Genomic DNA, 22,632 nt, shown 5'->3' on the forward strand with positions numbered 1-22,632 from the left:
TCTTATAAACGCATAGGCATAACTACGTACATTGCTTCTTCATCGCCTGCACCTTCAATTAGTGCGCTGCTGTTTGAATCGGCCAATGTAAACAGTACATCTTCTGTTTTTAATGTGTTTAATACATCAAGTACATAAGAAACGTTAAAGCCTATTTCTAGGTCGGCGCCTTCGTAACCAACCTCTACTACTTCCTCAGCTTGTTCTTGCTCAGGGTTATTAGCAGTGATTTTTAACAAACCATTGGATAAGTTTAAACGCACACCTCTAAACTTTTCGTTAGATAAAATAGAGACTCGCTGAAACGCACTACGTAACCATTCGCGATTAGCAGTAATGACTTTATCGCCACCACGAGGTAACACACGGCGGTAATCAGGAAAGCGTCCATCAACTAACTTACTAGTAAAGGTAAACTCTATATCGATAATACGAATATGATTAGCACCAAACTGAATAGTGACTAGTTCTTCGTCGGCTACCATAAGGCGCATAATTTCTTGCACCCCTTTACGAGGTATAATTAGCTGACGCTGCGTATTAAGCGATTGCTTTAATTGCTTTTGTGCAATAGCTAAGCGATGTCCATCAGTGGCCACTGTTTTAATGTCAGTATTGTCTACTTCAAACGACATACCATTTAAATAGTAACGTACGTCTTGATTCGCCATCGAAAAATGCGTGCTTTCTAGTAATTTTCGCAGCTCTAAACGCGTTAGTTGAAACTCAACTTCGCCATCCCACTGTTCTAAATTAGGAAAGTCTTCGGCGGCTAAGGTCGTTAACGAAAAACGACTTTTACCGCTGGTTAGTAATAACTGATGCTCTTGTAAGCTTAACGTTAGGTCTGAACCATCTGGTAGGCTTTTACAAATATCGAGTAATTTTTTAGCCGGTAATGTTAACTTAGTATCGGCAATATCATCACCTACAAACACGCTTGCAACGAGTTCAATTTCAAGGTCGGTACCTGTCATTGAAAGTTGCCCGTTTTCTACTGCTAACAATACGTTAGATAAAATTGGCAATGTATGCTTACGCTCAATAGCGCCCGATACTTGCACTAATGGCTTTAAAAACTGTTGTCTTGATATTGTTATTTGCATAATAAAGTCAGCCTTAAGATGACAATGTTCTTATTAAATTTTGGTAATCTTCTTTAATTTCGTGGCTTTCATCACGTAGTGATTTAACCTTACGACACGCATGCAATACAGTTGTATGATCGCGGCCACCAAAGGCGTCTCCAATCTCAGGTAAACTGTGATTGGTTAACTCTTTAGATAATGCCATAGCAACTTGCCGAGGCCTTGCTATAGAGCGACTACGGCGTTTAGACAGCAGATCAGAAATACGAATTCTGTAATACTCTGCCACAGTGCGCTGTATGTTATCTATGGTAACTAGCTTATCTTGTAAGGCAAGTAAATCGCGTAGCGCTTCTTTTACAAAGTCGATAGATATAGGACGACCGGTAAAGTTAGCATTGGCAATAACACGATTAAGCGCACCTTCTAGTTCGCGTACATTAGATCGTAATTTTTTAGCAATAAAAAAGGCGACTTCGTGCGGTAAATTAATTTTACTCTGCTGCGCTTTTTTCATCAATATAGCAACGCGTGTTTCAAGCTCAGGAGGCTCAATTGCAATAGTTAAACCCCAACCAAAACGCGATTTAAGTCTGTCTTCAACGCCTTCTATCTCTTTTGGATAACGGTCAGAGGTTAAAATTATTTGCTGATTGCCTTCTAATAACGCATTAAAGGTATGAAAAAACTCTTCTTGTGAGCGCTCTTTGTTAGCAAAAAATTGAATGTCATCAATCATTAGCGCATCAACACTACGATAGTAACGCTTAAATTCTTCAATCGCGTTATTTTGCAGTGCTTTTACCATATCTTGTACAAAGCGCTCTGAATGCATATAAACTATTTTTGCATCTGGCTTATTAGCCAAAATACCATTACCTACAGCATGCAATAAATGCGTTTTACCTAAACCTGTACCACCGTATATAAATACAGGGTTAAAAGCGGCACCTGGATTATCTGCAACTTGTGTTGCTGCTGCTTTTGCTAACTGGTTTGATTTACCTTCAACAAAACTGTCAAAGGTATAATTTTCTTTTATATTCGATTTATATTCAGATTTTGGCGCTGGCTCTACAACAGGTTTTGGTTGTCGTGATTGTTGTTTGGCTTGTGTAGTTGGCGCCGATTGCGTTCCAGCAACAGATACAGGCTGTGCATTTAATAAAGGCTTACTGCCTACATCAAAACGTAGCTCTGGAGCTTCAACACCACAAATCTCTACTAATAATTCATTAATTCTATTTAGGTATTTTTCTCTTACCCAATCTAGTACAAAGCGATTAGGTGCATAAATCGTCAAGGTATCTTCGGTACTTTCTGCTTGTAGTGGTCGCACCCACATACTGAACTGCTGCGAAGGCAATTCATCTTGCAATACATATAAACAACTTTGCCAAACCGACAGATACACAGTCAAACTCCCAGAGATATAATTTTTATTCCCGCACATCATTAATGATTAAAAATCACCTCTGTAATGCGTTTAAATGGCCCAATAAGCGACCCAAGACCGGCTATTATGAAGACACTTTATCCACAAGTAAAAGACTGATTTTTATAAAATTGTTGATATCACGGTATAAAACACTTAACACAATGATTTAATACAAGTTTAATTTTAAAGCCTGAGCATAGATCATAACAAAATTAGCTCTGGATCGCGAAACAAATCTGCGATCTAATTTAGTTTTCCCCTGCTTTTATTCACTTTTTATACAGGGGCTGTGGAAAACTTCTTATTAATGATGATCCTAATAGATCACTCTTTATGATCTACATTAAATAGCTGGTATACTCTAAGGGTAGTGCGTAATTATGATTGACTTTAATACACTTCATCTATAATATCTCGCGCTCGCAATGGCACCTGTGCCAGGATCGCGACCTGCATAGGATGTTTTAACTTTAACCGATCGGAAGAGATTGTTATGAAAAGAACTTTTCAACCAAGCGTTTTAAAACGCAAACGTGCTCACGGTTTCCGTGCTCGCATGGCAACTGTAAATGGCCGTAAAGTATTAGCTCGTCGCCGCGCTAAAGGCCGTAAAGTTCTTTCTGCTTAATTTATAAGTGGAAGACTTTAACTTTGGCAGGGAGTTACGTCTGTTAACTCCCTCGCATTACTCTCGCATATTTAATGAACCCGCCCGGGCTGCAACTCCTTTCTTTACTCTTTTAGCTAAACCTAATGACCAAGATCAACCTCGGTTAGGACTTACTGTTGCTAAAAAACGAGTTAAAAAGGCATGTCAACGTAACCGTATTAAACGTTTAGCTCGCGAATGCTTTCGTTTAAATAAACACAACATCGACAATATAGATATTGTGCTTATGGTTAAAAGTGGTATTGATGAGCAGTCTAATGAAGAATTAACCAAACAACTGACCAAGTTGTGGCGTAAAATTAATGAGCGCTGCAAACCGGGTGCGCCCAAACCACCACCTTTTAAAAAGCGCCCTAATAAATCAGTTAAATCAAATAAACAGACCTAATAGCAATAGAATTACAGGGTTAATTAAGGTATCTTTAGCTCACCTTTTAATCATGCATTTGAAATCTCATATTGAGTCTTTAAATACATGGTATCTATTTACTAAACTTACGTAGGAGCATATATATCATGAGGTTACTTAAACCACTTGTTGCTTTGCCAACGTATTGTTTAGTTTTATTTATCCGCGGTTATCAAAAGTGGATTAGCCCGCTATTAGGTCCGCATTGTCGTTTTAATCCAACGTGCTCTAGTTACGCTATTCAAGCAATTAATTTGCATGGATCAGTAAAAGGCAGTTGGTTAGCAGTTAAACGCATATTAAAATGCCATCCTTTACATTCAGGTGGGAACGACCCCGTTCCTGAAAAATTAACCCATATTAACCACCAACACGAGAAATAAGAGCTGTTATGGAATCGCAACGCACGTTTTTATTCATTGGCCTGATGCTGGTGTCGTTTTTATTATTTCAAGAATGGAATACTGATTACAACACGCCAAAAGCCGATCCGAGTGCCACCACACAAACATTAAACCCAACATCATCAGAATCAGAAGATTATGTACCAACTTCATCTGACTCTGCGTTACCTGCCTCAGCAACTTTAGCAAAACGCTCTGTAATTGAAATTACAACAGATGTTTTCAAAGTTAAAATTGATACCCGAGGCGGTGATATTGTTGAAACTTACTTACTTCAATATGAAGAAACTAAAGGCAGTGAAACACCTTATATGCTGCTTGGTGAGTTTGATGGTAAACAATACTTTTCACAAAGTGGTTTAATTGGCTTAAATGGTCCTGATGCTTCTGCACAAGGTCGCCCAACTTACCACGTAGAGCAAAAGTCATACACTTTAACGGGTGATGAGCTTAGAGTGCCGCTACAGTTTACTGATAGTAATGGTGTTAACTTTACAAAAACCTATGTATTCAAAAAAGGTCAATATGATGTTGCTTTAGAATACACAATTAACAACACCACTAGCACGCCACTTCAAGTACAGCTTTACACACAAGTTAAGCGCACTGTACAAGACAAAGGCAGCATGGTTGATCAAAACTATTTAGGTGCAGCATACGGTACTGATGATGACCCGTACGAAAAGTACAGTTTTTCAGATATGGCTGACAAAAACCTAAATAAAATTACACTTGGTGGCTATGTTGCGTTTATTCAACATTACTTTGTAAGTGCTTGGGTTCCAATGCAGGATCAGTCAAATACACTTTATAGTTTAATTACTAAGAGTAATGCTGCCATCATTGGTGTTAAAGACGAAGCGGTTAATATTCAAGCTGGTAGTGAGCAAACACTTACTGCGACTTATTATATGGGCCCTAAAGAGTCTGATGTACTTGAAGCTATTCACCCAGATTTAGATTTAACCGTAGATTACGGTTGGTTATGGTTTATCTCACAACCTTTATTTGTATTGTTAAAGTGGTTACACAGTATTTTAGGTAACTGGGGTGTGGCTATTATTGCCATTACTATTATCGTTAAGTCGTTAATGTACCCACTGACTAAAGCGCAATATACTTCAATGGCTAAAATGCGTGCCCTTCAGCCTAAAATGGCAGCGCTTAAAGAAAAATTTGGTGACGACCGTCAAAAATTCGGCCAAGCCACAATGGAAATGTACAAAAAAGAAAAAGTGAACCCTATGGGTGGCTGTTTCCCTATTTTGCTACAAATGCCTATTTTCTTAGCCTTGTTCTACGTGTTCTTAGAATCAACAGAACTTCGCCACGCTGAATTTATTTTTTGGCTAACTGACCTTTCTGCGAAAGACCCATACTACGTGTTACCAATCTTATTTGGCGCCAGTATGTTTATTACGCAAAAATTACAGCCTATGACGGTTACCGATCCAATGCAGCAAAAAATGATGACCTTTATGCCGGTTATCTTCTCTGTGTTCTTCTTATGGTTCCCATCTGGTTTAGTTCTTTACTGGTTAGTGTCTAACCTTATTTCTATTGTCCAGATGCTCATCATCTACCGCGGCATGGAAAAGAAAGGTATTAAAGTAAGAGGCTAATTAAGCTCCTACTTATATAAAGGCGACTTCGGTCGCCTTTTTTATTACCTGTTTTTCACCACAGCTATTCGCTACAAATAAATCCATAGGTTACAATACCGCCATAAAGTTACTCATTGTTGGCAAATTAATAGCATGATCAATCAAGACACAATTGCAGCACAAGCAACAGCCCCCGGACGTGGTGGTGTTGGTATTATTCGCGTTTCAGGCAGCCTTGCTAAAAGTGTTGCCGAAAAAGTAGTAGGTAAAATACCTAAAGTTCGCTACGCCGATTATGTGCCATTTAAAAGCCTTGCTGGCGAGCAACTTGATCAAGGTATTGCCATTTACTTTGCCGGCCCTAACTCATTCACTGGTGAAGATGTACTTGAACTACAAGGCCACGGCGGTCCTGTAGTACTGGATATGTTACTTAAAGAAATTAGTAAAATAGAGGGCGTTCGTTTAGCAAAGCCTGGGGAGTTTTCTGAACGTGCATTTATGAATGACAAGCTTGATTTAACACAAGCAGAAGCCATCGCCGATTTAATTAATGCAACCTCAGAGCAAGCCGCTAAAAGTGCCCTACAGTCTCTTCAAGGTGAATTTTCTAAGCACATAGAAACACTTGTAGAAAAAGTAATTCACTTGCGTATGTACGTAGAAGCCGCAATTGATTTTCCCGATGAAGAAATCGATTTTTTATCTGACGGTAAAGTTTCTGGCGATTTAGATGCCATTATTGCCCAGCTCAATACGGTAACCGATCAAGCTAAGCAAGGCAGCATAATGCGCGAAGGTATGCGGGTTGTTATTGCCGGTCGCCCTAATGCGGGTAAATCAAGCTTATTAAATGCCCTTGCTGGGCGCGAAGCCGCTATTGTAACCGAAATTGCCGGCACTACACGTGACGTACTACGTGAACATATACATATAGATGGCATGCCACTGCATATTATAGACACAGCAGGTCTGCGTGAAAGCCCTGATTTAGTAGAACAAATAGGTATTGAGCGCGCATGGGATGAAATAAACCAAGCTGACCGAGTGCTGTTTATGCTTGATGGAACCGACACTATTGATACTGATCCCCATAAAATTTGGCCAGAATTTATGGCTAAATTACCCGTTGGATTAGGGGTTACAGTGATTAGAAATAAAGCCGATTTATCGGGCGATGTTGTTGGTATGGAGCAAAATCAGCAATACCCGGTCATCAGTTTAAGTGCTAAAAATGCCGATGGTATTGAGCTGGTTCGCGAGCATTTAAAAGCCTGTATTGGTTTTGATGGTGCAACAGAAGGCGGCTTTATGGCACGTCGCCGCCACCTTGATGCGCTTGAGCATGCAGCGTACCACTTAGATACAGGTAAAGCTCAGTTAGAAATGCATATAGCGGGCGAAATACTCGCCGAAGAATTGCGTTTAACCCAGCAATATCTAAACGAAATTACCGGTGAATTCACCTCAGATGACCTACTTGGAAAAATATTTAGCTCGTTTTGTATTGGTAAATAAGTTGCCAAATATATTTTAAAGAGCCCTAGAGGCTCTTTTTTATTGTCAAAATCCCCTGCTTTCACTACATACTTCCTCCCTAAAAACAGCTTTATTGCGCTAATATTAATGCCTGATAAGAGCTGGCCAGTCTTTATTTGTTAGAGTAATGTCGTTATTAACTAAAAATAATGCCACTTTAATAGCTATAAAACGGCTAATTTATAGCATTAATGCAGTCTGTTTTTTACAAAACAGACTGCTATTTTAACTGCAGTGGATCAATTTTACGGTGGCTATTATGGTAATACTTCCTATTAAAATAGCCTTAATTAAGCTTAAGAGCTGCAATATATGTTTATAATTCATTCAATATAGGAGCCTATTTTAGGCTTTTATTGACTCTAAATTACGCATATTTATAAAATTGAGTAGAGCAACACAACACCAAGTAAGCGTGAATTATATTTTTGGTCGGCCAAGTTAGCTAAAATTAATGATGATCTGCGCTGAAAAAATAAATAATCTCAGATCAGTTATCCACAATTAGCCTTTATTACCTTTTATAGAGACTTAAATTTCCGTATTTAACTAAGTAAATATCCTAGATCCGCCATTAAAACTAACTATTTACTGTTAATTGACTCATTTAATAAAAAGATCAGCTTTATTTGATCTCATTTAAATTTATTTTATGATCTAAATAGCACTTATCAACAGGCATTCTATCCACATTATGATCAGGGTATATATTATTGCTTAATAAGCTCTATTTAAGCATTTTCATATTCTTTAAATCAATAACTTAGCGATCAATCATAAATAAAAAAGTGGCTTTAAACAGAGCTTCCCCCACTGTTATCAACAACTTTATCAGAAGATTACATTTAAAGATTATTTGTTAAACCCTATTTAATCAACAACTTGAGTCGTTATAAGTAACCAAGGCTAAAATTACAGCTAAAATAGTTATACAAAAAAGCACTCTTAACTTTACTGTTATACAAACTCAGTTATTATGAGCGGTAATTAAAAGCTATGTGATCACAAAAATTAATGAGTGCAGTAAATATTATTATTGGCAGCCAAATGGGATCCGCTGAATATGTTGCAGAACAATTAGCTGATCAACTTAATGCTCAAGGTATTAGTACGCAACTACATGAACAACCTGTATTTAACGATATAGATCAGCAAAATACTATTTGGTTAATATGTACATCCACTTATGGTGCAGGGGATTACCCTGAAAATCTGATTAGCTTTATTGACGATTTAATACAAGCTGATGATTTATCTAATATAAAATACTCAGTCATTGGTTTAGGCGATACCAGTTACGATACTTATAACCTTGCTGGGCGCAATATAGATGAGTTATTAGCACAAAAAGGTGCACTTAGAGTAGCCGAACGCTTAGAGCTTAATATTCTTGATGAAGCGCTACCAGAGGATACTGCACTGGCCTGGCTTGACTCTTGGCTAGCTAAAACAGGCTTAAATTAATAGATCAAGCTAAAAAACAAAATTAAAGTTACCCACAATTTACTAATAATTTAATAGTTTTTGTGGATAAACACTGATTAAACTGCATTTATAGCTATGCTTATCCATTGGATAAGATCCGGTTGATATTGCCCTGTGCATAAAGTGCCTTTTTGATCAGAGCTTATTCGCTGGATGATCCGATCATGTTCACAACTTTAGATCTGATCTAATCGCATGTTTTAAATAAAGATCTAAACCTTATCAACAGAAAAGTGCTTCAGTAGTAGTAATAGTAATAAAAGATCTCTTTAAAAGATCCTTTATATTATTAGAGATCACACACTTAGATCTTGACCGCTGTTAATCATTTATCTTCTGCTAAATTCTAGGTAGAATACGCTCCCTTTTGAAGTTTACTGGTTTGATTTAAGTAGGATCCCATTAATGATTTTTCACGAAAATTTTGACGTTATCGTAGTAGGTGGTGGACATGCTGGCACTGAAGCCGCATTGGCAGCCGCACGTATGGGGATGAATACCCTGCTGCTAACTCACAATATGGATACCCTTGGTCAAATGTCATGTAACCCAGCAATTGGTGGCATTGGCAAAGGTCACTTAGTTAAAGAAATTGACGCTCTAGGTGGTGCAATGGCACAGGCCATTGACAAAGGCGGGATCCAATTTCGCACACTTAATTCTTCAAAAGGCCCAGCCGTTCGTGCAACCCGAGCACAGGCTGATCGCGCTTTGTACAAAGCGGCAATTCAAACAACATTGCAAAACCAAGATAACTTAAAGATTTTTCAACAATCGTGTGATGATCTTATTGTTGAAAACGATCGTGTTACTGGTGTGGTTACCCAAATGGGTTTACGTTTTAGTGCTCCAAGTGTTGTGCTAACCGTAGGTACTTTTTTAGGTGGCCAAATACATATAGGTTTAGAAAACTTTAAAGGTGGTCGTGCAGGCGATCCTCCTTCAATTGCATTGGCTGATCGTTTACGTGAATTACCTTTTAGAGTGGATCGTTTAAAAACCGGTACTCCACCACGTATTGATGCCCGTACTGTTGATTTTAGTAAAATGCAAGAACAAGCAGGTGATACGCCTATACCGGTATTTTCATTTATGGGTAAACCAAGTGATCACCCACAACAAATACCGTGTTACATCACCTTTACTAATGAAAAGACCCATGATGTTATTCGTAAAAACTTACATCGCTCGCCAATGTATGGTGGTGTTATTGAAGGCATAGGCCCGCGCTACTGCCCTTCTATTGAAGATAAAATTGTTCGTTTTGCTGATAAAGATAAACATCAAATTTTTGTTGAGCCAGAAGGTTTAACATCATATGAGTTATACCCAAATGGTATTTCGACCAGTTTACCGTTTGATGTGCAAATTGAAATTGTGCAATCTATTACTGGCTTTGAAAATGCTCATATTTGTCGTCCTGGTTATGCTATTGAATATGACTTTTTTGATCCGCGCGATTTAAAACGTTCATTAGAAACTAAATTTATTGATGGCTTATTTTTTGCGGGCCAAATAAATGGTACTACCGGTTATGAAGAAGCAGGTGCTCAAGGTTTAATTGCAGGTATGAATGCTGCTTTAAAAGTTCAGGGTAAAGAGTCTTGGACTCCACGTCGTGACGAAGCTTATGTGGGTGTACTTATTGACGACTTAACTACTTTGGGAACGAAAGAACCTTATCGTATGTTTACTAGCCGTGCTGAATACCGTTTATTATTACGTGAAGATAATGCCGATATTCGTTTAACTGAAAAAGGCCGCGAATTAGGCTTAGTGAATGATGAGCGTTGGCAGGCATATAACGAAAAAATGGAAGTGATCGCTAAAGAGAAACAGCGTATTAAAGATACCTGGATCCACAAAGATCATACAATGATAGATCAAGTTAATGCATTGCTAAAAACGCCATTAACGCGTGAAGCTAGTTTAGAGGAATTATTACGTCGTCCTGAAATTCGTTATAACGATCTAATGGCAATTGACGGCTTAGGATCTGAATTTACTAATCAAGCCGCGCTTGAACAAGTTGAGATCCATACAAAGTACGCAGGTTATATTGTGCGCCAGCAAGATGAGATCAATAAACAGTTACGCCATGAGCAAACAATTTTACCAAAAGAGTTTGATTATAAAACCGTATCGGGTTTATCAAATGAGGTTGTTGCTAAGCTGATTGATGCTCGTCCAGACACTATTGGTCAAGCTTCGCGTATTTCTGGTATCACCCCAGCGGCGATTTCGTTATTATTGGTGTATCTGAAGAAGCAAGGCTTGTTACGCAAATCTGCATAACGGCGAGGGTACCTAGTGTTACAGCAACAATTAACTACATTGTTAGCGCAAACTAATATTGCGCTAACCGAAAAACAACAGCAACAGCTGGTTCGTTACGTTGAGTTATTAACTAAGTGGAACAAAGCTTATAATTTAACCTCAGTACGCTTACCTGAAGAAATGATGGTTAAGCACATAATGGACAGCTTAGTTGTTGCACCTCATTTACCCGGTCATCATTATATTGATGTAGGAACTGGCCCTGGCTTACCTGGTATTGTATTAGCAATTGCATTACCTAACACTCATTTTGTGTTACTTGATAGTTTAGGTAAACGTGTACGTTTTTTAATGCATGTTAAACATGAGCTAGGACTTGATAACGTCACTCCGGTGCAGTCAAGAGTTGAAGAATATCAGCCAAGTGTTAAATTAGATGGTGTACTCAGTCGCGCATTTGCTTCATTGCAAGATATGGTTGACTGGTGTGGACACTTAATTGATCATTCAGGAAAATTTATTGCCCTTAAAGGTGTGTTCCCTAGCGAAGAGCTAGAGTCATTACCGACTGGCGTTAAGTTTGAGCAAAAAATTGCATTAGAAGTACCTAATTTAGATGCACAACGACATTTAATTATTCTTTCTAAAGACTAGGGATCAGAGACACTGTGGCAAAAGTCATCGCATTAGCAAATCAAAAAGGTGGTGTAGGTAAAACTACAACCGCTGTTAACCTCGCTGCATCTATGGCTGCAACAAAACGAAAAGTGTTGTTAATTGATCTCGATCCGCAAGGTAATGCCACTATGGGGAGTGGCGTAGATAAGTATGGCGACGTGCCAACTATTTACGATTTGCTGATAGAAAACAAGCCAATTGAAGAGGTTATAATTAAAGAAACCTCTGGTGAATATCATATGATTGCTGCAAATGGTGATGTAACCGCTGCAGAAGTAAAATTAATGGAATTATTTGCCCGCGAAGTACGTTTGCGTAATGCGCTGGAAAAAATTCAAGACCAATATGAATTCATTTTTATCGACTGCCCTCCTTCTTTAAATATGTTAACAGTAAATGCCATGGCTGCAGCCGACTCTATTTTAGTCCCTATGCAATGTGAATATTATGCGTTAGAAGGTTTAACCGCATTAATGGACACCATTACGCAACTTGCCAAGTTAGTTAATCCTAAGCTACAAATTGAAGGCATACTTCGTACTATGTACGATCCGCGTAATCGATTAGCTAATGATGTATCAGAACAATTAAAACAACATTTTGGCGATAAAGTTTACCGCACAGTGATCCCGCGTAATGTTCGCTTAGCCGAGGCACCAAGTTTTGGTGCACCAGCGATGTATTATGACCGGGCATCAAGTGGTGCTAAAGCATATTTAGCACTGGCTGGTGAAATGTTACGCAGAAAAGAAAAAACAACGCCAGTTGTCGCCTAACTTTGAGGTAAAAAAATAATATGTCTGCTAAAAAAAGAGGTTTAGGCCGAGGACTCGATGCGCTGTTAAGTTCATCAAAACCTGCACCAACAAGTAGCAATGAGCAAAATTCGTCAAATACAACTGACATTATGCACAATGTAACGCAATCTCAACAAAGCGAATTACAAAAATTACCGATCGAATTTTTACACTCGGGTAAATATCAACCGCGTAAAGATATGTCGGAAGAAGCATTAGAAGAGTTAGCTAGTTCAATTCGTGCGCAAGGCATTATTCAGCCAATTGTAGTGCGCCCTATTGCTCAAAATAGCTATGAAATTATTGCCGGTGAACGTCGTTGGCGTGCAGCGCAAATTGCTAAGCTTGATACTGTACCTTGTATTATTAAAGATGTACCCGATGAAGCTGCGGTTGCTATTGCTTTAATAGAAAATATTCAGCGTGAAGATTTAAATGCCATGGAAGAAGCGGTTGCTTTAAACCGTTTACTAAATGAGTTTGAATTAACGCATCAACAAGTAGCCGATGCCGTTGGTAAATCTCGTACTACAGTGACTAATTTATTGCGTTTAAATAATTTAAATAATGACGTAAAAACATTGTTAGAACACGGCGATATTGAAATGGGCCACGCTCGTTGTTTATTAGCGCTTGAGGGAGATACGCAATCTGATGCGGCGCGTTTAGCTGTGGCTAAAGCACTTACAGTGCGAGAAACCGAAAAGCTTGTACGTTCAATTTTAGAGCCTGTAGCCGCTAAAGAAGCAACAGAAAAAGATCCAGATGTTAAACAGTTAGAGCAACAACTCGCTGAAAACATAGGTGCCAAAGTAGAAATAAACTATAACAAAAAAGGCAAAGGTAAGTTGGTTATTTCTTACACAAACCTTGATGAATTAGATGGCATTTTAAACCGTATCAACCAAGACTATTCCCAGCATTAATAAATAACATGTCTAAAATGAGACAATTGTCGTTATTTTACACCACAATACAGCTACTCAAGTTGCAAAACTGGCAGGATTAAGTATAATTTCGCCAGTTTTCATACCCTGACAATTAGAACGCCATTAAGGTTAACTAAACGTGACGAATAAGTTAGCAAGACCGTATAGGCTTGCCGCATTGAAATTAATTCTTCTGCAGGGAGTAGTAGCGTTAGTTACTACAGTAATTATTTTTTTAGGTTGGGGAATAAATGCCGGGCTATCAGCATTTGCTGGAGGCACCGTAGCAGTACTCCCCCACTTAGTATTTGCCCTCTACGCATTCAGATATATGGGTGCGAGTAAAGCAAATCAAGCGTATGCCTCGTTAAAACGCGGCAACGGACTAAAATTTATGCTAACAATCATATTGTTCGCGCTAATACTAAAGCTTTACCCGGTAGTGTTACTGCCTTTTTTTAGTGCTTATGTGTTGGTGTTGTTTACTGGATTGTTTGCACCCGTTTTTTTTAAACATTAACTTTGGGATATAACATGGCTGCAGAAGAAGTTACTCTATCTAGCCATATTCAGCACCACTTGACCAATGCGAAGATGTGTTCGACCGATGCCGGTTTAGCCTTCAATAAAGCATGTGCGGATAGTGGATTCTGGACATGGCATGTGGATACCCTCGCATGGTCTATCGGATTAGGTCTAATATTTTTATGGATCTTCCGTAGTGCCGCAAAAAAATCAACACTTGGTGTACCAGGAAAATTTCAGTGTTTTATTGAAATTATCGTTGAGTTCGTTGGCGACAACGTACGCGATACCTTCCACGGTAAAAGTAAGCTTATTGCGCCATTAGCCCTAACGATATTCGTTTGGGTGTTCTTAATGAACTTAATGGACTTAATCCCGGTTGACTTTTTACCATCATTTGCAGGTTTCGTTGGTGAAACAGCATTCGGTATGGACTCACACGACGTGTACATGAAAATTGTACCGACTACCGATATTAATATGACCTCTGCACTTGCGCTGGGTGTATTTATTTTAATGGTTGGTTTTGCAATAAAAATCAAAGGCATTGGCGGCTTTATTAAAGAACTAACGCTTCACCCGTTTAGCTCTAATAACGTGTTTGTGCAAATTTTATTGATTCCTTTCAACTTGTTACTTGAGCTTATCGCATTGGTTTCTAAGCCATTTTCGTTAGCACTACGTTTATTTGGTAACTTGTATGCAGGTGAATTGATTTTCATCTTGATTGGCGCAATTGGTTTTATGCAGTTACCACTGCACTTTGTATGGGCAGTATTCCATATCTTAGTTATTACACTGCAAGCATTCTTATTTATGATGCTGACCATTGTTTACCTAAGCATGGCAAGTTCAGATAATCACTAATTTATAATCTTTACCTTTAATATTTAACTTTAATTACAATTGAAACTTTGGAGAAAAAAATGGAACTAGTATTAGGTCTTAAGTACATCGCAGTAGCTTTACTAATTGGCTTCGGTGCAATCGGTACAGCAGTTGGTTTTGGTAACATGGGCGGTAAATTCCTTGAAGCATGTGCGCGTCAACCTGAGCTTGCACCTTCGCTACAAGTTAAAATGTTTATCCTTGCTGGTCTAATCGATGCTGTAGCAATGATTGGTGTTGGTATCGCTATGGTATTGTTGTTCGTACTTTAATTTTATTTTTTGAACAGCTTACTATTTAAGGAGGAGCGGTTGTGAATTTAAACGCCACTCTTATCGGTGAATTGATTGCGTTTACGGTGTTCGTACTTTTTTGTATGAAGTTCGTATGGCCACCACTAAACGGTGCAATTGAAGCTCGCCAGAAAAAAATCGAAGATGGTTTAGCTGCCTCTGATAGAGCCGAAAAAGACTTAGAACTAGCGCAAAAGAAAGCTGCAGAACAGCTTAAAGATGCCAAAGTTCAAGCGGCTGATATCATAGACCAAGCTAAAAAGCGTGCTGTGCTAATTGTTGACGAAGAGACAGTTCGTGGTCAACAAGAGCGTGAAAAAATCATTGCTCAAGGGCACTCTGAAATTGAATCAGAGCGTAACCGTGTGACAGAAGAGCTACGTAAGCAAGTAGCAACTCTGGCAGTGGTTGGCGCACAGAGAATTTTAGAGCGTGAAATTAATCAAGCTGCACATAGTGACATCGTTGAAAAACTTGTCGCTGAGCTGTAACTAGGAGGGTATGAGCATGTCTGAATTGACTACTATCGCTCGCCCATACGCTAAAGCGGCTTTTGAACTTGCCGTTGAAAAAGGCACTATTGAAAGTTGGAACGAGATGTTATTTTTTGCTGGCCACGTTGCTAGCAATGAAAAAGCATCTGCGCTTCTAGCGGGTATGCCTACTGCTACTACACAAGCTGAATTATTTATTCAAATTTGTGCTGAGCAGCTCAACGAACAAGGTCAGAACCTAGTTAAGGTGATGGCTGAAAATGGACGTTTGATCGCACTACCAGCAGTTGCACAGTTATTTGCTAAATTTAAAGCAGAATACGACAAAGAAATCGACGTTGATGTGATTTCGGCAACCCCTCTTGTTGCAGCGCAACAAGAGTCATTGGTAGCGGCACTTGAAAAACGTTTCGCACGCAAAGTTAAGCTGAATTGTAGTGAAGACGCAGCAGTAGTTGGAGGCCTTATTATTAAGGCGGGTGACACTGTAATCGACGGCTCTATTCGCGGTAAATTAAACCGCTTAGCCACAACACTACAATCGTAATTGGGAAAAAGAGCATGCAACTTAATTCCACTGAAATTTCAGATCTGATCAAACAACGTATTGAGCAGTTCGAAGTTGTAAGTGAAGCTCGTAACGAAGGTACTATTGTATCTGTTACAGACGGTATCATCCGCATCCACGGTCTAGCTGACTGTATGCAAGGTGAGATGATTGAGCTTCCAGGCAACCGTTATGCTATCGCACTAAACCTTGAGCGCGACTCAATTGGTGCAGTAGTAATGGGTCCGTACGCGGATCTTACTGAAGGCGTAAAAGTATATACAACTGGTCGTATTTTAGAAGTGCCTGTTGGTCCTGGTCTACTTGGTCGTGTTGTTAACACACTAGGTGCTCCGATCGATGGTAAAGGCGCGCTAGATAATGACGGGTTTGAACCTGTAGAAAAAATTGCACCAGGTGTAATCGAGCGTAAATCTGTAGATGAGCCAGTACAAACTGGTTATAAATCTATCGATGCGATGATTCCAGTTGGTCGTGGTCAACGTGAACTTATCATTGGTGACCGCCAAACAGGTAAAACTGCACTAGCAATCGATGCAATCATCAATCAAAAAGGCACAGGCGTTAAGTGTGTGTACGTTGCGATTGGTCAAAAAGCATCTACTATTGCTAACGTAGTTCGCAAATTAGAAGAGCACGGTGCATTAGCAAATACTATCGTAGTTGTTGCATCTGCTTCTGAATCAGCGGCACTTCAGTACTTAGCACCGTTCGCGGGCTGTACTATGGGTGAATACTTCCGTGACCGCGGTGAAAACGCTTTAATCGTATATGATGATTTGTCTAAGCAAGCAGTTGCTTATCGTCAAATTTCATTACTACTTAAGCGCCCACCAGGTCGTGAAGCATACCCAGGTGACGTATTCTATCTTCACTCTCGTCTTTTAGAACGTGCTTCGCGTGTAAACGCTGAATACGTTGAAAAGTTCACTAATGGTGAAGTGAAAGGTACAACTGGTTCATTGACGGCATTGCCAATCATTGAAACTCAAGGCGGCGACGTTTCTGCGTTCGTACCGACTAACGTTATCTCTATCACCGATGGTCAAATCTTCTTAGAAACTGACCTATTCAACTCAGGTATCCGTCCGGCAGTAAACGCTGGTATTTCGGTATCGCGTGTTGGTGGTGCTGCACAAACTAAAATCGTTAAGAAACTAGGTGGCGGTATTCGTCTAGCCCTAGCTCAGTACCGTGAATTAGCTGCGTTCTCGCAGTTCGCGTCTGACCTTGATGATGCAACTCGTGCTCAACTTGAGCATGGTGAGCGTGTAACAGAGCTAATGAAGCAGAAACAGTACGCGCCAATGTCTGTTGCTGAAATGTCTTTGTCGTTATTTGCTGCTGAAAAAGGTTTCCTTCAAGATATCGAGATCGCTAAGATCATGGATTTTGAAGCGGCTTTACTTTCGTATGCAAATAGCACATACGCAGAGCTTGTGGCTCAAATCAATGAAACTGGTAACTACAACGCCGAGATCGAAGCGCAACTTAAAGAACTTCTAACGAAGTTCAAGTCTACGCAAACTTGGTAATATAGTTATTAATGGTGCGCTTTAGGAAACTAAAGCACACCTTGATTCGGAGAGAGAGTCATGGCCAGCGGAAAAGAGATTAAAAGCAAGATCGGTAGTATTAAAAATACTCAAAAGATCACTAGCGCAATGGAAATGGTTGCTGCGTCTAAAATGAAAAGGGCGCAAGAACGCGTTGCTACAAGCCGTCCATACGCTGCAAAATTACGCACAGTGATTGGTCGTGTTGCTCAGGCAAATCTTGATTTTACCCACCCTTTTTTAGAAGAGCGTGAAGTAAAACGAGTTGGTTATATTGTTATCTCTACAGACCGTGGTCTGTGTGGCGGTTTAAACTCAAATGAGTTTAAAAAAGTTGCACTAGATATTAAAGCATGGAAAGAAAAAGGTGTAAGCGCAGAGTTTGCAACTTTAGGCAGTAAAGCTGCTGGTTTCTTCCAACGCTTTGGTGGTCAAGTCCTTGCTAAAAAAGCAGGCTTAGGAGATAAACCTTCAATTCAGGATATAATTGGTCCTGTAAAAGTAATGCTTGATGCATTCTCTGAAGGTAAAATTGACCGTTTATTCTTGGTATACAACAAGTTTGTAAATACCATGAAGCAAGAGCCAACAGTAGATCAGTTACTCCCTTTGCCAAAAGCTGAAGAAGAAGTATCTGCCCACACATGGGATTACTTGTATGAGCCAAACCCAGACGCTATTTTAGAAGCGTTGTTAGTACGGTTTGTTGAGTCTCAAGTATACCAAGGTGTAGTTGAAAATGCTGCATCTGAGCAGGCTGCCCGCATGGTTGCAATGAAAGCTGCAACAGACAATGCCGGCGACCTTATGGATGAGTTACAGCTTATTTATAACAAAGCTCGCCAAGCAGCAATCACACAAGAAATTAGTGAGATTTGTTCTGGTTCAGCAGCAGTTTAATGCTTCAGGCAAAGATTAACGAGAGGAATAGACATGAGTTTAGGTAAGGTCGTCCAAATTATCGGTGCCGTTGTGGATATTGAATTTCCACAAAACAACGTGCCAGCCGTATATGACGCGCTAAGAGTAACAGATGGCGATTTAACTGGGTTGACTCTAGAAGTTCAACAACAGTTAGGTGGCGGTGTGGTACGTACTATCGCTATGGGTACTACAGACGGTTTGCGTCGTGGTGCTTCGGTAATGAATACAGGTGAGTCGATTCAAGTTCCAGTTGGTAAAGCAACACTTGGTCGTATCATGAACGTACTTGGTGAGCCAATCGATGAAGCTGGCCCAATCGGCGAAGAAGACCGTATGTCTATTCACCGTGCAGCGCCTACTTACGAAGAGCAATCAAGTTCAGTTGAGCTTTTAGAAACTGGTATCAAGGTTATCGACCTTGTATGTCCATTCGCTAAAGGTGGTAAAGTTGGTTTATTCGGTGGTGCCGGTGTTGGTAAAACCGTAAACATGATGGAACTTATCCGTAACATCGCAATCGAGCACAGCGGCTACTCAGTATTCGCCGGTGTTGGTGAGCGTACACGTGAAGGTAACGATTTCTACCATGAGATGAACGATTCAAACGTACTTGATAAAGTATCGCTTGTATACGGTCAGATGAACGAGCCTCCAGGTAACCGTTTACGCGTAGCGTTAACAGGTCTTACTATGGCTGAAAAGTTCCGTGACGAAGGTCGCGATGTACTTTTCTTCGTAGATAACATCTACCGTTACACACTTGCTGGTACAGAAGTATCTGCACTTCTTGGTCGTATGCCATCAGCGGTAGGCTACCAGCCTACACTTGCTGAAGAAATGGGTGTATTACAAGAGCGTATTGCTTCTACTAAGACGGGTTCAATCACTTCAATCCAAGCGGTATACGTACCTGCGGATGATTTAACGGATCCATCTCCAGCAACTACCTTTGCTCACTTAGACGCAACTGTAGTACTTTCGCGTGATATCGCGTCACTTGGTATCTACCCAGCGGTAGACCCACTTGATTCATCTTCACGTCAACTTGACCCACAAGTAATTGGTCAAGAGCACTACGATACAGCACGTGGCGTTCAAACAGTTCTTCAGCGTTATAAAGAACTTAAAGACATCATTGCAATCCTAGGTATGGACGAGCTTTCTGACGAAGATAAGCAACTTGTATCTCGTGCACGTAAAATCCAACGTTTCCTATCTCAGCCATTCTTCGTGGCAGAGGTGTTTACAGGCGCGTCTGGTAAATACGTATCACTAAAAGATACAATTTCTGGCTTTAAAGGCATCTTAAACGGTGAATTTGATGACATGCCAGAGCAAGCGTTCTACATGGTTGGCTCTATCGAAGAAGCTCAAGAAAAAGCCAAAAGCATGTAACTTAGGAGGGGAGTATGGCAGCTATGACTGTACATCTTGATGTAGTAAGCGCAGAGCAGAGTTTGTTCTCTGGCCGTGTTGAATCGATTCAAGTTACTGGTAGTGAAGGTGAGTTAGGCGTTAATGCTGGTCACGCTCCACTACTTACTGCCCTTAAACCTGGTATGGTACGTTTAGTTAAGCAATTTGGTGAAGAAGAGTTCATCTACATTGCTGGCGGTACATTAGAAGTACAACCTAATCTAGTGACTGTTCTTGCTGATACAGCTGTTCGTGGTGAAGACCTTGACGAGCAAGCTGCAGAAGCTGCTAAACGTGACGCTGAAGCTCAAATGGCGAAAGGTGCATCTGCTGAACTTGATTATAATCAAGCCGCAGTGCAACTAGCTGAAGCAATTGCTCAGCTACGCATTATTCAGCAATTACGTAAAAAGTAAGCCTATCTGGTTTTTAAAAGCCCACATAACGTGGGCTTTTTTGTGCCTGTAATATAAATCAGCAATGTTATAAAAATTATAAATTTACTTTTTGTGCTCACTATTTATCCCTTGTTACTTATATCCATCACTAATCCCCGTTACAATAACGCCATTGAAGTGTCTGAGTGTTTCAGCCAAGATTCAGTAGTCAGTAATTAAGCTACTGAGTATTTGCACATGATGTGATTTACATAATCTACTGTGCACCAGTACGCGCTTATTTAGCTAAAACAACGAAAAAAGGAAATTGTTTTAATGTCTCTAACAACGGTTATTCTTGCAGCGGGTAAAGGTACTCGCATGCGCTCAGCGCTACCTAAAGTTCTTCATAAAGTGGCTGGCAAACCTATGGTGCAGCACGTTATTGATAACGCAAAAGCACTAGGTGCAACTACTACTAACTTAGTTTACGGTCATGGTGGCGAACTATTACAACAACAACTGGCCAACAACAACGTAAATTGGGTACTCCAAGCTGAGCAGTTAGGTACGGGTCATGCAGTAGCGCAAGCCAACTCTCATGTTAATGACGATGATACAGTGCTGATTTTATACGGTGACGTGCCTTTAACTAAGCAATCAACGCTTGAACGTTTATTAGCTGCGACACCTAAACATGGTTTAGCGGTATTAACCGTAAATTTAGCCAATCCAAATGGTTACGGACGTATGCTACGTGTTGATGGCAAGTTAGTGGGTATTGTTGAGCAAAAAGATGCCAGCCCAGAGCAATTACTTATTAGCGAAGTAAATACCGGTATTATGGCCGTTAATGGTCGATTGCTAAAAAGCTGGTTAGGCAACTTATCTAACAATAATGCACAAGGCGAATATTACCTAACCGACATAGTGGCAATGGCGCATAGCGAAGGTGTCGAAATTACATCAGCTCAGCCAGATCACCCAATGGAAGTAGAAGGCGCTAATAATCGTATACAACTAGCTGGTCTTGAACGTGCGTACCAAGCATGGCAAGCACAAGAATTAATGCTTAATGGGGCAACACTTGCCGATCCTGCCCGTATAGATGTTCGCGGAACAGTCACCACCGGTGAAGATGTACTAATAGATATAAACGTGATTTTTGAAGGCAAAGTGACTATAGGTCATAACGTGGAAATTGGACCAAACTGTGTGCTCAAAAACTGCAGCATTGGCGATAACGTTATAATAAAAGCTAATACACTCATAGAAGATGCAACAGTTGCTGCTAAATGTACGCTTGGTCCCTATGCCCGCCTTCGTCCAGGTGCCATTATGGAAGAAGACTCACATGTTGGTAACTTCGTCGAAATGAAAAAAACCCGTTTAGGTAAAGGCTCTAAAGCTAATCACTTAAGTTACCTAGGTGATGCTGAAATTGGCGAAAAGGTTAATATTGGCGCGGGTACTATTACCTGTAACTATGACGGCGTTAATAAAGCAAAAACCATTATTGGCAACAATGCCTTTATTGGTTCTAACTCATCGCTTGTTGCACCCGTAAATATTGGTGCAATGGCAACAATTGGTGCAGGCTCTGTTATTACGAATACAGTAGCAGATGAGCAACTAGCTATTGCTCGAGGCAAACAGCGTAATTTAGATGGCTGGAAACGCCCAGTTAAAAAATAACGACTTATATTTAGTTAAAAAGTATAAGTAGATAGAAGCGAGTTATTAACTCGCTTTTTTATTGTCTGAACGATATGAGCCCCCTACTCTACATCAGATATTTAACTGAGTATTTTGCTAAACCTTAAAAGGTGCAAAGTACCGGCTCTTAATTTATTTAGAGCTACTCAGTAAAGTACTATAACTAAGCCGCATTTAATTATTTAAACATAACATTTAAACTAAACAACCTACCTTCTACCTAGCGTAACTATAACTTCCCTATTACTGCCATTTATTTGGTGCTTTTTTAAGCTTAAACTTCATTGCAAGCCTTTGTTTGTATGCCTTTTATACAATATTCATTTAATTGTCATAAAGCGGAAATAAAGTGTTGACCCTCACTCGTTTATCCCTATAATGCGACCCCACTGAGAAGGGAAACGCCGATGCATAGCAAGGCAGCAACTACTCAGAGAGTTAAATAAAACTTCGGTTTTAAATTGTCGAAAGAAAGTTTAAAACTAAGTGTTGACTCGAAAAATAAAGGATGTATTATACGCATCCCTTGAGACGCTAAAGCGACTCAAAACGTTCTT

Annotated in this window: 22 protein-coding genes; 20 read left to right on the top strand and 2 right to left on the bottom strand. The window is 39.8% G+C overall.

Going from position 1 to position 22,632, the window contains the following annotated elements:
- Positions 1-2: 2 nt before the first annotated feature.
- Positions 3-1,106, bottom strand: a complete 1,104-nt coding sequence (gene dnaN / locus H5079_RS15450) for a DNA polymerase III subunit beta (RefSeq protein WP_011326734.1) — start codon at positions 1,104-1,106, stop codon at positions 3-5.
- Between the two features lie 13 nt (positions 1,107-1,119).
- Positions 1,120-2,502, bottom strand: coding sequence for a chromosomal replication initiator protein DnaA (gene dnaA / locus H5079_RS15455; protein ID WP_041454303.1), 1,383 nt, complete (start codon positions 2,500-2,502; stop codon positions 1,120-1,122).
- Between the two features lie 517 nt (positions 2,503-3,019).
- On the opposite strand from dnaA, the gene rpmH reads away from it, so the two are divergent.
- From rpmH to glmU, 20 genes are all read left to right on the top strand, one after another.
- On the top strand, positions 3,020-3,154 hold the full coding sequence (rpmH, locus tag H5079_RS15460; RefSeq protein WP_004335215.1) for a 50S ribosomal protein L34: 135 nt from the start codon (positions 3,020-3,022) through the stop codon (positions 3,152-3,154).
- Between the two features lie 7 nt (positions 3,155-3,161).
- A complete protein-coding gene (gene rnpA, locus H5079_RS15465) occupies positions 3,162-3,584 on the top strand; it encodes a ribonuclease P protein component (RefSeq protein WP_011329643.1) in 423 nt (140 codons plus the stop codon).
- A 128-nt stretch (positions 3,585-3,712) separates the two neighbouring features.
- Positions 3,713-3,988, top strand: a complete 276-nt coding sequence (gene yidD / locus H5079_RS15470) for a membrane protein insertion efficiency factor YidD (RefSeq protein ID WP_011329641.1) — start codon at positions 3,713-3,715, stop codon at positions 3,986-3,988.
- Between the two features lie 8 nt (positions 3,989-3,996).
- A complete protein-coding gene (gene yidC / locus H5079_RS15475) occupies positions 3,997-5,631 on the top strand; it encodes a membrane protein insertase YidC (protein WP_011329640.1) in 1,635 nt (544 codons plus the stop codon).
- Between the two features lie 135 nt (positions 5,632-5,766).
- On the top strand, positions 5,767-7,131 hold the full coding sequence (gene mnmE, locus H5079_RS15480) for a tRNA uridine-5-carboxymethylaminomethyl(34) synthesis GTPase MnmE (RefSeq protein ID WP_086996465.1): 1,365 nt from the start codon (positions 5,767-5,769) through the stop codon (positions 7,129-7,131).
- A gap of 1,035 nt (positions 7,132-8,166) precedes the next feature.
- The gene (mioC, locus tag H5079_RS15485) at positions 8,167-8,616 is read left to right on the top strand and encodes an FMN-binding protein MioC (RefSeq protein ID WP_182684426.1); all 450 of its coding nucleotides are present in this window, start codon (positions 8,167-8,169) and stop codon (positions 8,614-8,616) included.
- A gap of 426 nt (positions 8,617-9,042) precedes the next feature.
- Entirely contained in the window at positions 9,043-10,932 is a 1,890-nt protein-coding gene (mnmG, locus tag H5079_RS15490; RefSeq protein ID WP_011329637.1) for a tRNA uridine-5-carboxymethylaminomethyl(34) synthesis enzyme MnmG, read from the top strand.
- Positions 10,933-10,947: 15 nt separating this feature from the next.
- Positions 10,948-11,568 carry a 16S rRNA (guanine(527)-N(7))-methyltransferase RsmG gene (gene rsmG, locus H5079_RS15495; RefSeq protein WP_011329636.1) on the top strand — a complete coding sequence of 207 codons (621 nt, stop codon included), beginning with the start codon at positions 10,948-10,950 and terminating at the stop codon, positions 11,566-11,568.
- A 14-nt stretch (positions 11,569-11,582) separates the two neighbouring features.
- Positions 11,583-12,368 carry a ParA family protein gene (locus H5079_RS15500; RefSeq protein WP_011329635.1) on the top strand — a complete coding sequence of 262 codons (786 nt, stop codon included), beginning with the start codon at positions 11,583-11,585 and terminating at the stop codon, positions 12,366-12,368.
- A gap of 20 nt (positions 12,369-12,388) precedes the next feature.
- A complete protein-coding gene (locus H5079_RS15505) occupies positions 12,389-13,315 on the top strand; it encodes a ParB/RepB/Spo0J family partition protein (protein ID WP_086996472.1) in 927 nt (308 codons plus the stop codon).
- Positions 13,316-13,457: 142 nt separating this feature from the next.
- Positions 13,458-13,838, top strand: a complete 381-nt coding sequence (locus H5079_RS15510; protein WP_011329633.1) for an ATP synthase subunit I — start codon at positions 13,458-13,460, stop codon at positions 13,836-13,838.
- A gap of 14 nt (positions 13,839-13,852) precedes the next feature.
- A complete protein-coding gene (gene atpB / locus H5079_RS15515; RefSeq protein WP_011329632.1) occupies positions 13,853-14,710 on the top strand; it encodes a F0F1 ATP synthase subunit A in 858 nt (285 codons plus the stop codon).
- A 59-nt stretch (positions 14,711-14,769) separates the two neighbouring features.
- Positions 14,770-15,003: a F0F1 ATP synthase subunit C gene (atpE, locus tag H5079_RS15520; RefSeq protein WP_011329631.1), complete on the top strand. Its 234-nt coding sequence runs from the start codon at positions 14,770-14,772 to the stop codon at positions 15,001-15,003.
- 41 nt (positions 15,004-15,044) lie between these two features.
- The gene (gene atpF, locus H5079_RS15525) at positions 15,045-15,515 is read left to right on the top strand and encodes a F0F1 ATP synthase subunit B (protein WP_011329630.1); all 471 of its coding nucleotides are present in this window, start codon (positions 15,045-15,047) and stop codon (positions 15,513-15,515) included.
- Between the two features lie 16 nt (positions 15,516-15,531).
- Positions 15,532-16,065 (top strand): F0F1 ATP synthase subunit delta, encoded by a 534-nt coding sequence (gene atpH / locus H5079_RS15530; protein WP_011329629.1) that lies wholly within the window; start codon positions 15,532-15,534, stop codon positions 16,063-16,065.
- 14 nt (positions 16,066-16,079) lie between these two features.
- Entirely contained in the window at positions 16,080-17,621 is a 1,542-nt protein-coding gene (gene atpA, locus H5079_RS15535; protein WP_011329628.1) for a F0F1 ATP synthase subunit alpha, read from the top strand.
- A 60-nt stretch (positions 17,622-17,681) separates the two neighbouring features.
- Positions 17,682-18,542, top strand: a complete 861-nt coding sequence (gene atpG, locus H5079_RS15540) for a F0F1 ATP synthase subunit gamma (RefSeq protein WP_011329627.1) — start codon at positions 17,682-17,684, stop codon at positions 18,540-18,542.
- Between the two features lie 33 nt (positions 18,543-18,575).
- Positions 18,576-19,961 carry a F0F1 ATP synthase subunit beta gene (gene atpD, locus H5079_RS15545; RefSeq protein WP_011329626.1) on the top strand — a complete coding sequence of 462 codons (1,386 nt, stop codon included), beginning with the start codon at positions 18,576-18,578 and terminating at the stop codon, positions 19,959-19,961.
- A gap of 14 nt (positions 19,962-19,975) precedes the next feature.
- Positions 19,976-20,398 (top strand): F0F1 ATP synthase subunit epsilon, encoded by a 423-nt coding sequence (locus H5079_RS15550; protein WP_011329625.1) that lies wholly within the window; start codon positions 19,976-19,978, stop codon positions 20,396-20,398.
- 297 nt (positions 20,399-20,695) lie between these two features.
- Positions 20,696-22,054 carry a bifunctional UDP-N-acetylglucosamine diphosphorylase/glucosamine-1-phosphate N-acetyltransferase GlmU gene (gene glmU, locus H5079_RS15555; protein WP_086996480.1) on the top strand — a complete coding sequence of 453 codons (1,359 nt, stop codon included), beginning with the start codon at positions 20,696-20,698 and terminating at the stop codon, positions 22,052-22,054.
- The last annotated feature ends 578 nt before the right edge of the window (positions 22,055-22,632 follow it).

This window comes from Pseudoalteromonas sp. SG44-5 (genome assembly GCF_014164175.1).
In the GTDB taxonomy this organism is placed as follows: Bacteria; Pseudomonadota; Gammaproteobacteria; order Enterobacterales; family Alteromonadaceae; genus Pseudoalteromonas; species Pseudoalteromonas nigrifaciens.

Coding starts and splice junctions, on each gene's coding strand:
- dnaN (WP_011326734.1), bottom strand. CDS start 1,106: ATGCAAATAACAATATCAAGACAACAGTTTTTAAAGCCATTAGTGCAA.
- rpmH (WP_004335215.1), top strand. CDS start 3,020: ATGAAAAGAACTTTTCAACCAAGCGTTTTAAAACGCAAACGTGCTCAC.
- yidD (WP_011329641.1), top strand. CDS start 3,713: ATGAGGTTACTTAAACCACTTGTTGCTTTGCCAACGTATTGTTTAGTT.
- yidC (WP_011329640.1), top strand. CDS start 3,997: ATGGAATCGCAACGCACGTTTTTATTCATTGGCCTGATGCTGGTGTCG.
- mnmE (WP_086996465.1), top strand. CDS start 5,767: ATGATCAATCAAGACACAATTGCAGCACAAGCAACAGCCCCCGGACGT.
- mioC (WP_182684426.1), top strand. CDS start 8,167: ATGAGTGCAGTAAATATTATTATTGGCAGCCAAATGGGATCCGCTGAA.
- mnmG (WP_011329637.1), top strand. CDS start 9,043: ATGATTTTTCACGAAAATTTTGACGTTATCGTAGTAGGTGGTGGACAT.
- H5079_RS15505 (WP_086996472.1), top strand. CDS start 12,389: ATGTCTGCTAAAAAAAGAGGTTTAGGCCGAGGACTCGATGCGCTGTTA.
- atpB (WP_011329632.1), top strand. CDS start 13,853: ATGGCTGCAGAAGAAGTTACTCTATCTAGCCATATTCAGCACCACTTG.
- atpE (WP_011329631.1), top strand. CDS start 14,770: ATGGAACTAGTATTAGGTCTTAAGTACATCGCAGTAGCTTTACTAATT.
- atpH (WP_011329629.1), top strand. CDS start 15,532: ATGTCTGAATTGACTACTATCGCTCGCCCATACGCTAAAGCGGCTTTT.
- atpA (WP_011329628.1), top strand. CDS start 16,080: ATGCAACTTAATTCCACTGAAATTTCAGATCTGATCAAACAACGTATT.
- atpG (WP_011329627.1), top strand. CDS start 17,682: ATGGCCAGCGGAAAAGAGATTAAAAGCAAGATCGGTAGTATTAAAAAT.
- atpD (WP_011329626.1), top strand. CDS start 18,576: ATGAGTTTAGGTAAGGTCGTCCAAATTATCGGTGCCGTTGTGGATATT.
- H5079_RS15550 (WP_011329625.1), top strand. CDS start 19,976: ATGGCAGCTATGACTGTACATCTTGATGTAGTAAGCGCAGAGCAGAGT.
- glmU (WP_086996480.1), top strand. CDS start 20,696: ATGTCTCTAACAACGGTTATTCTTGCAGCGGGTAAAGGTACTCGCATG.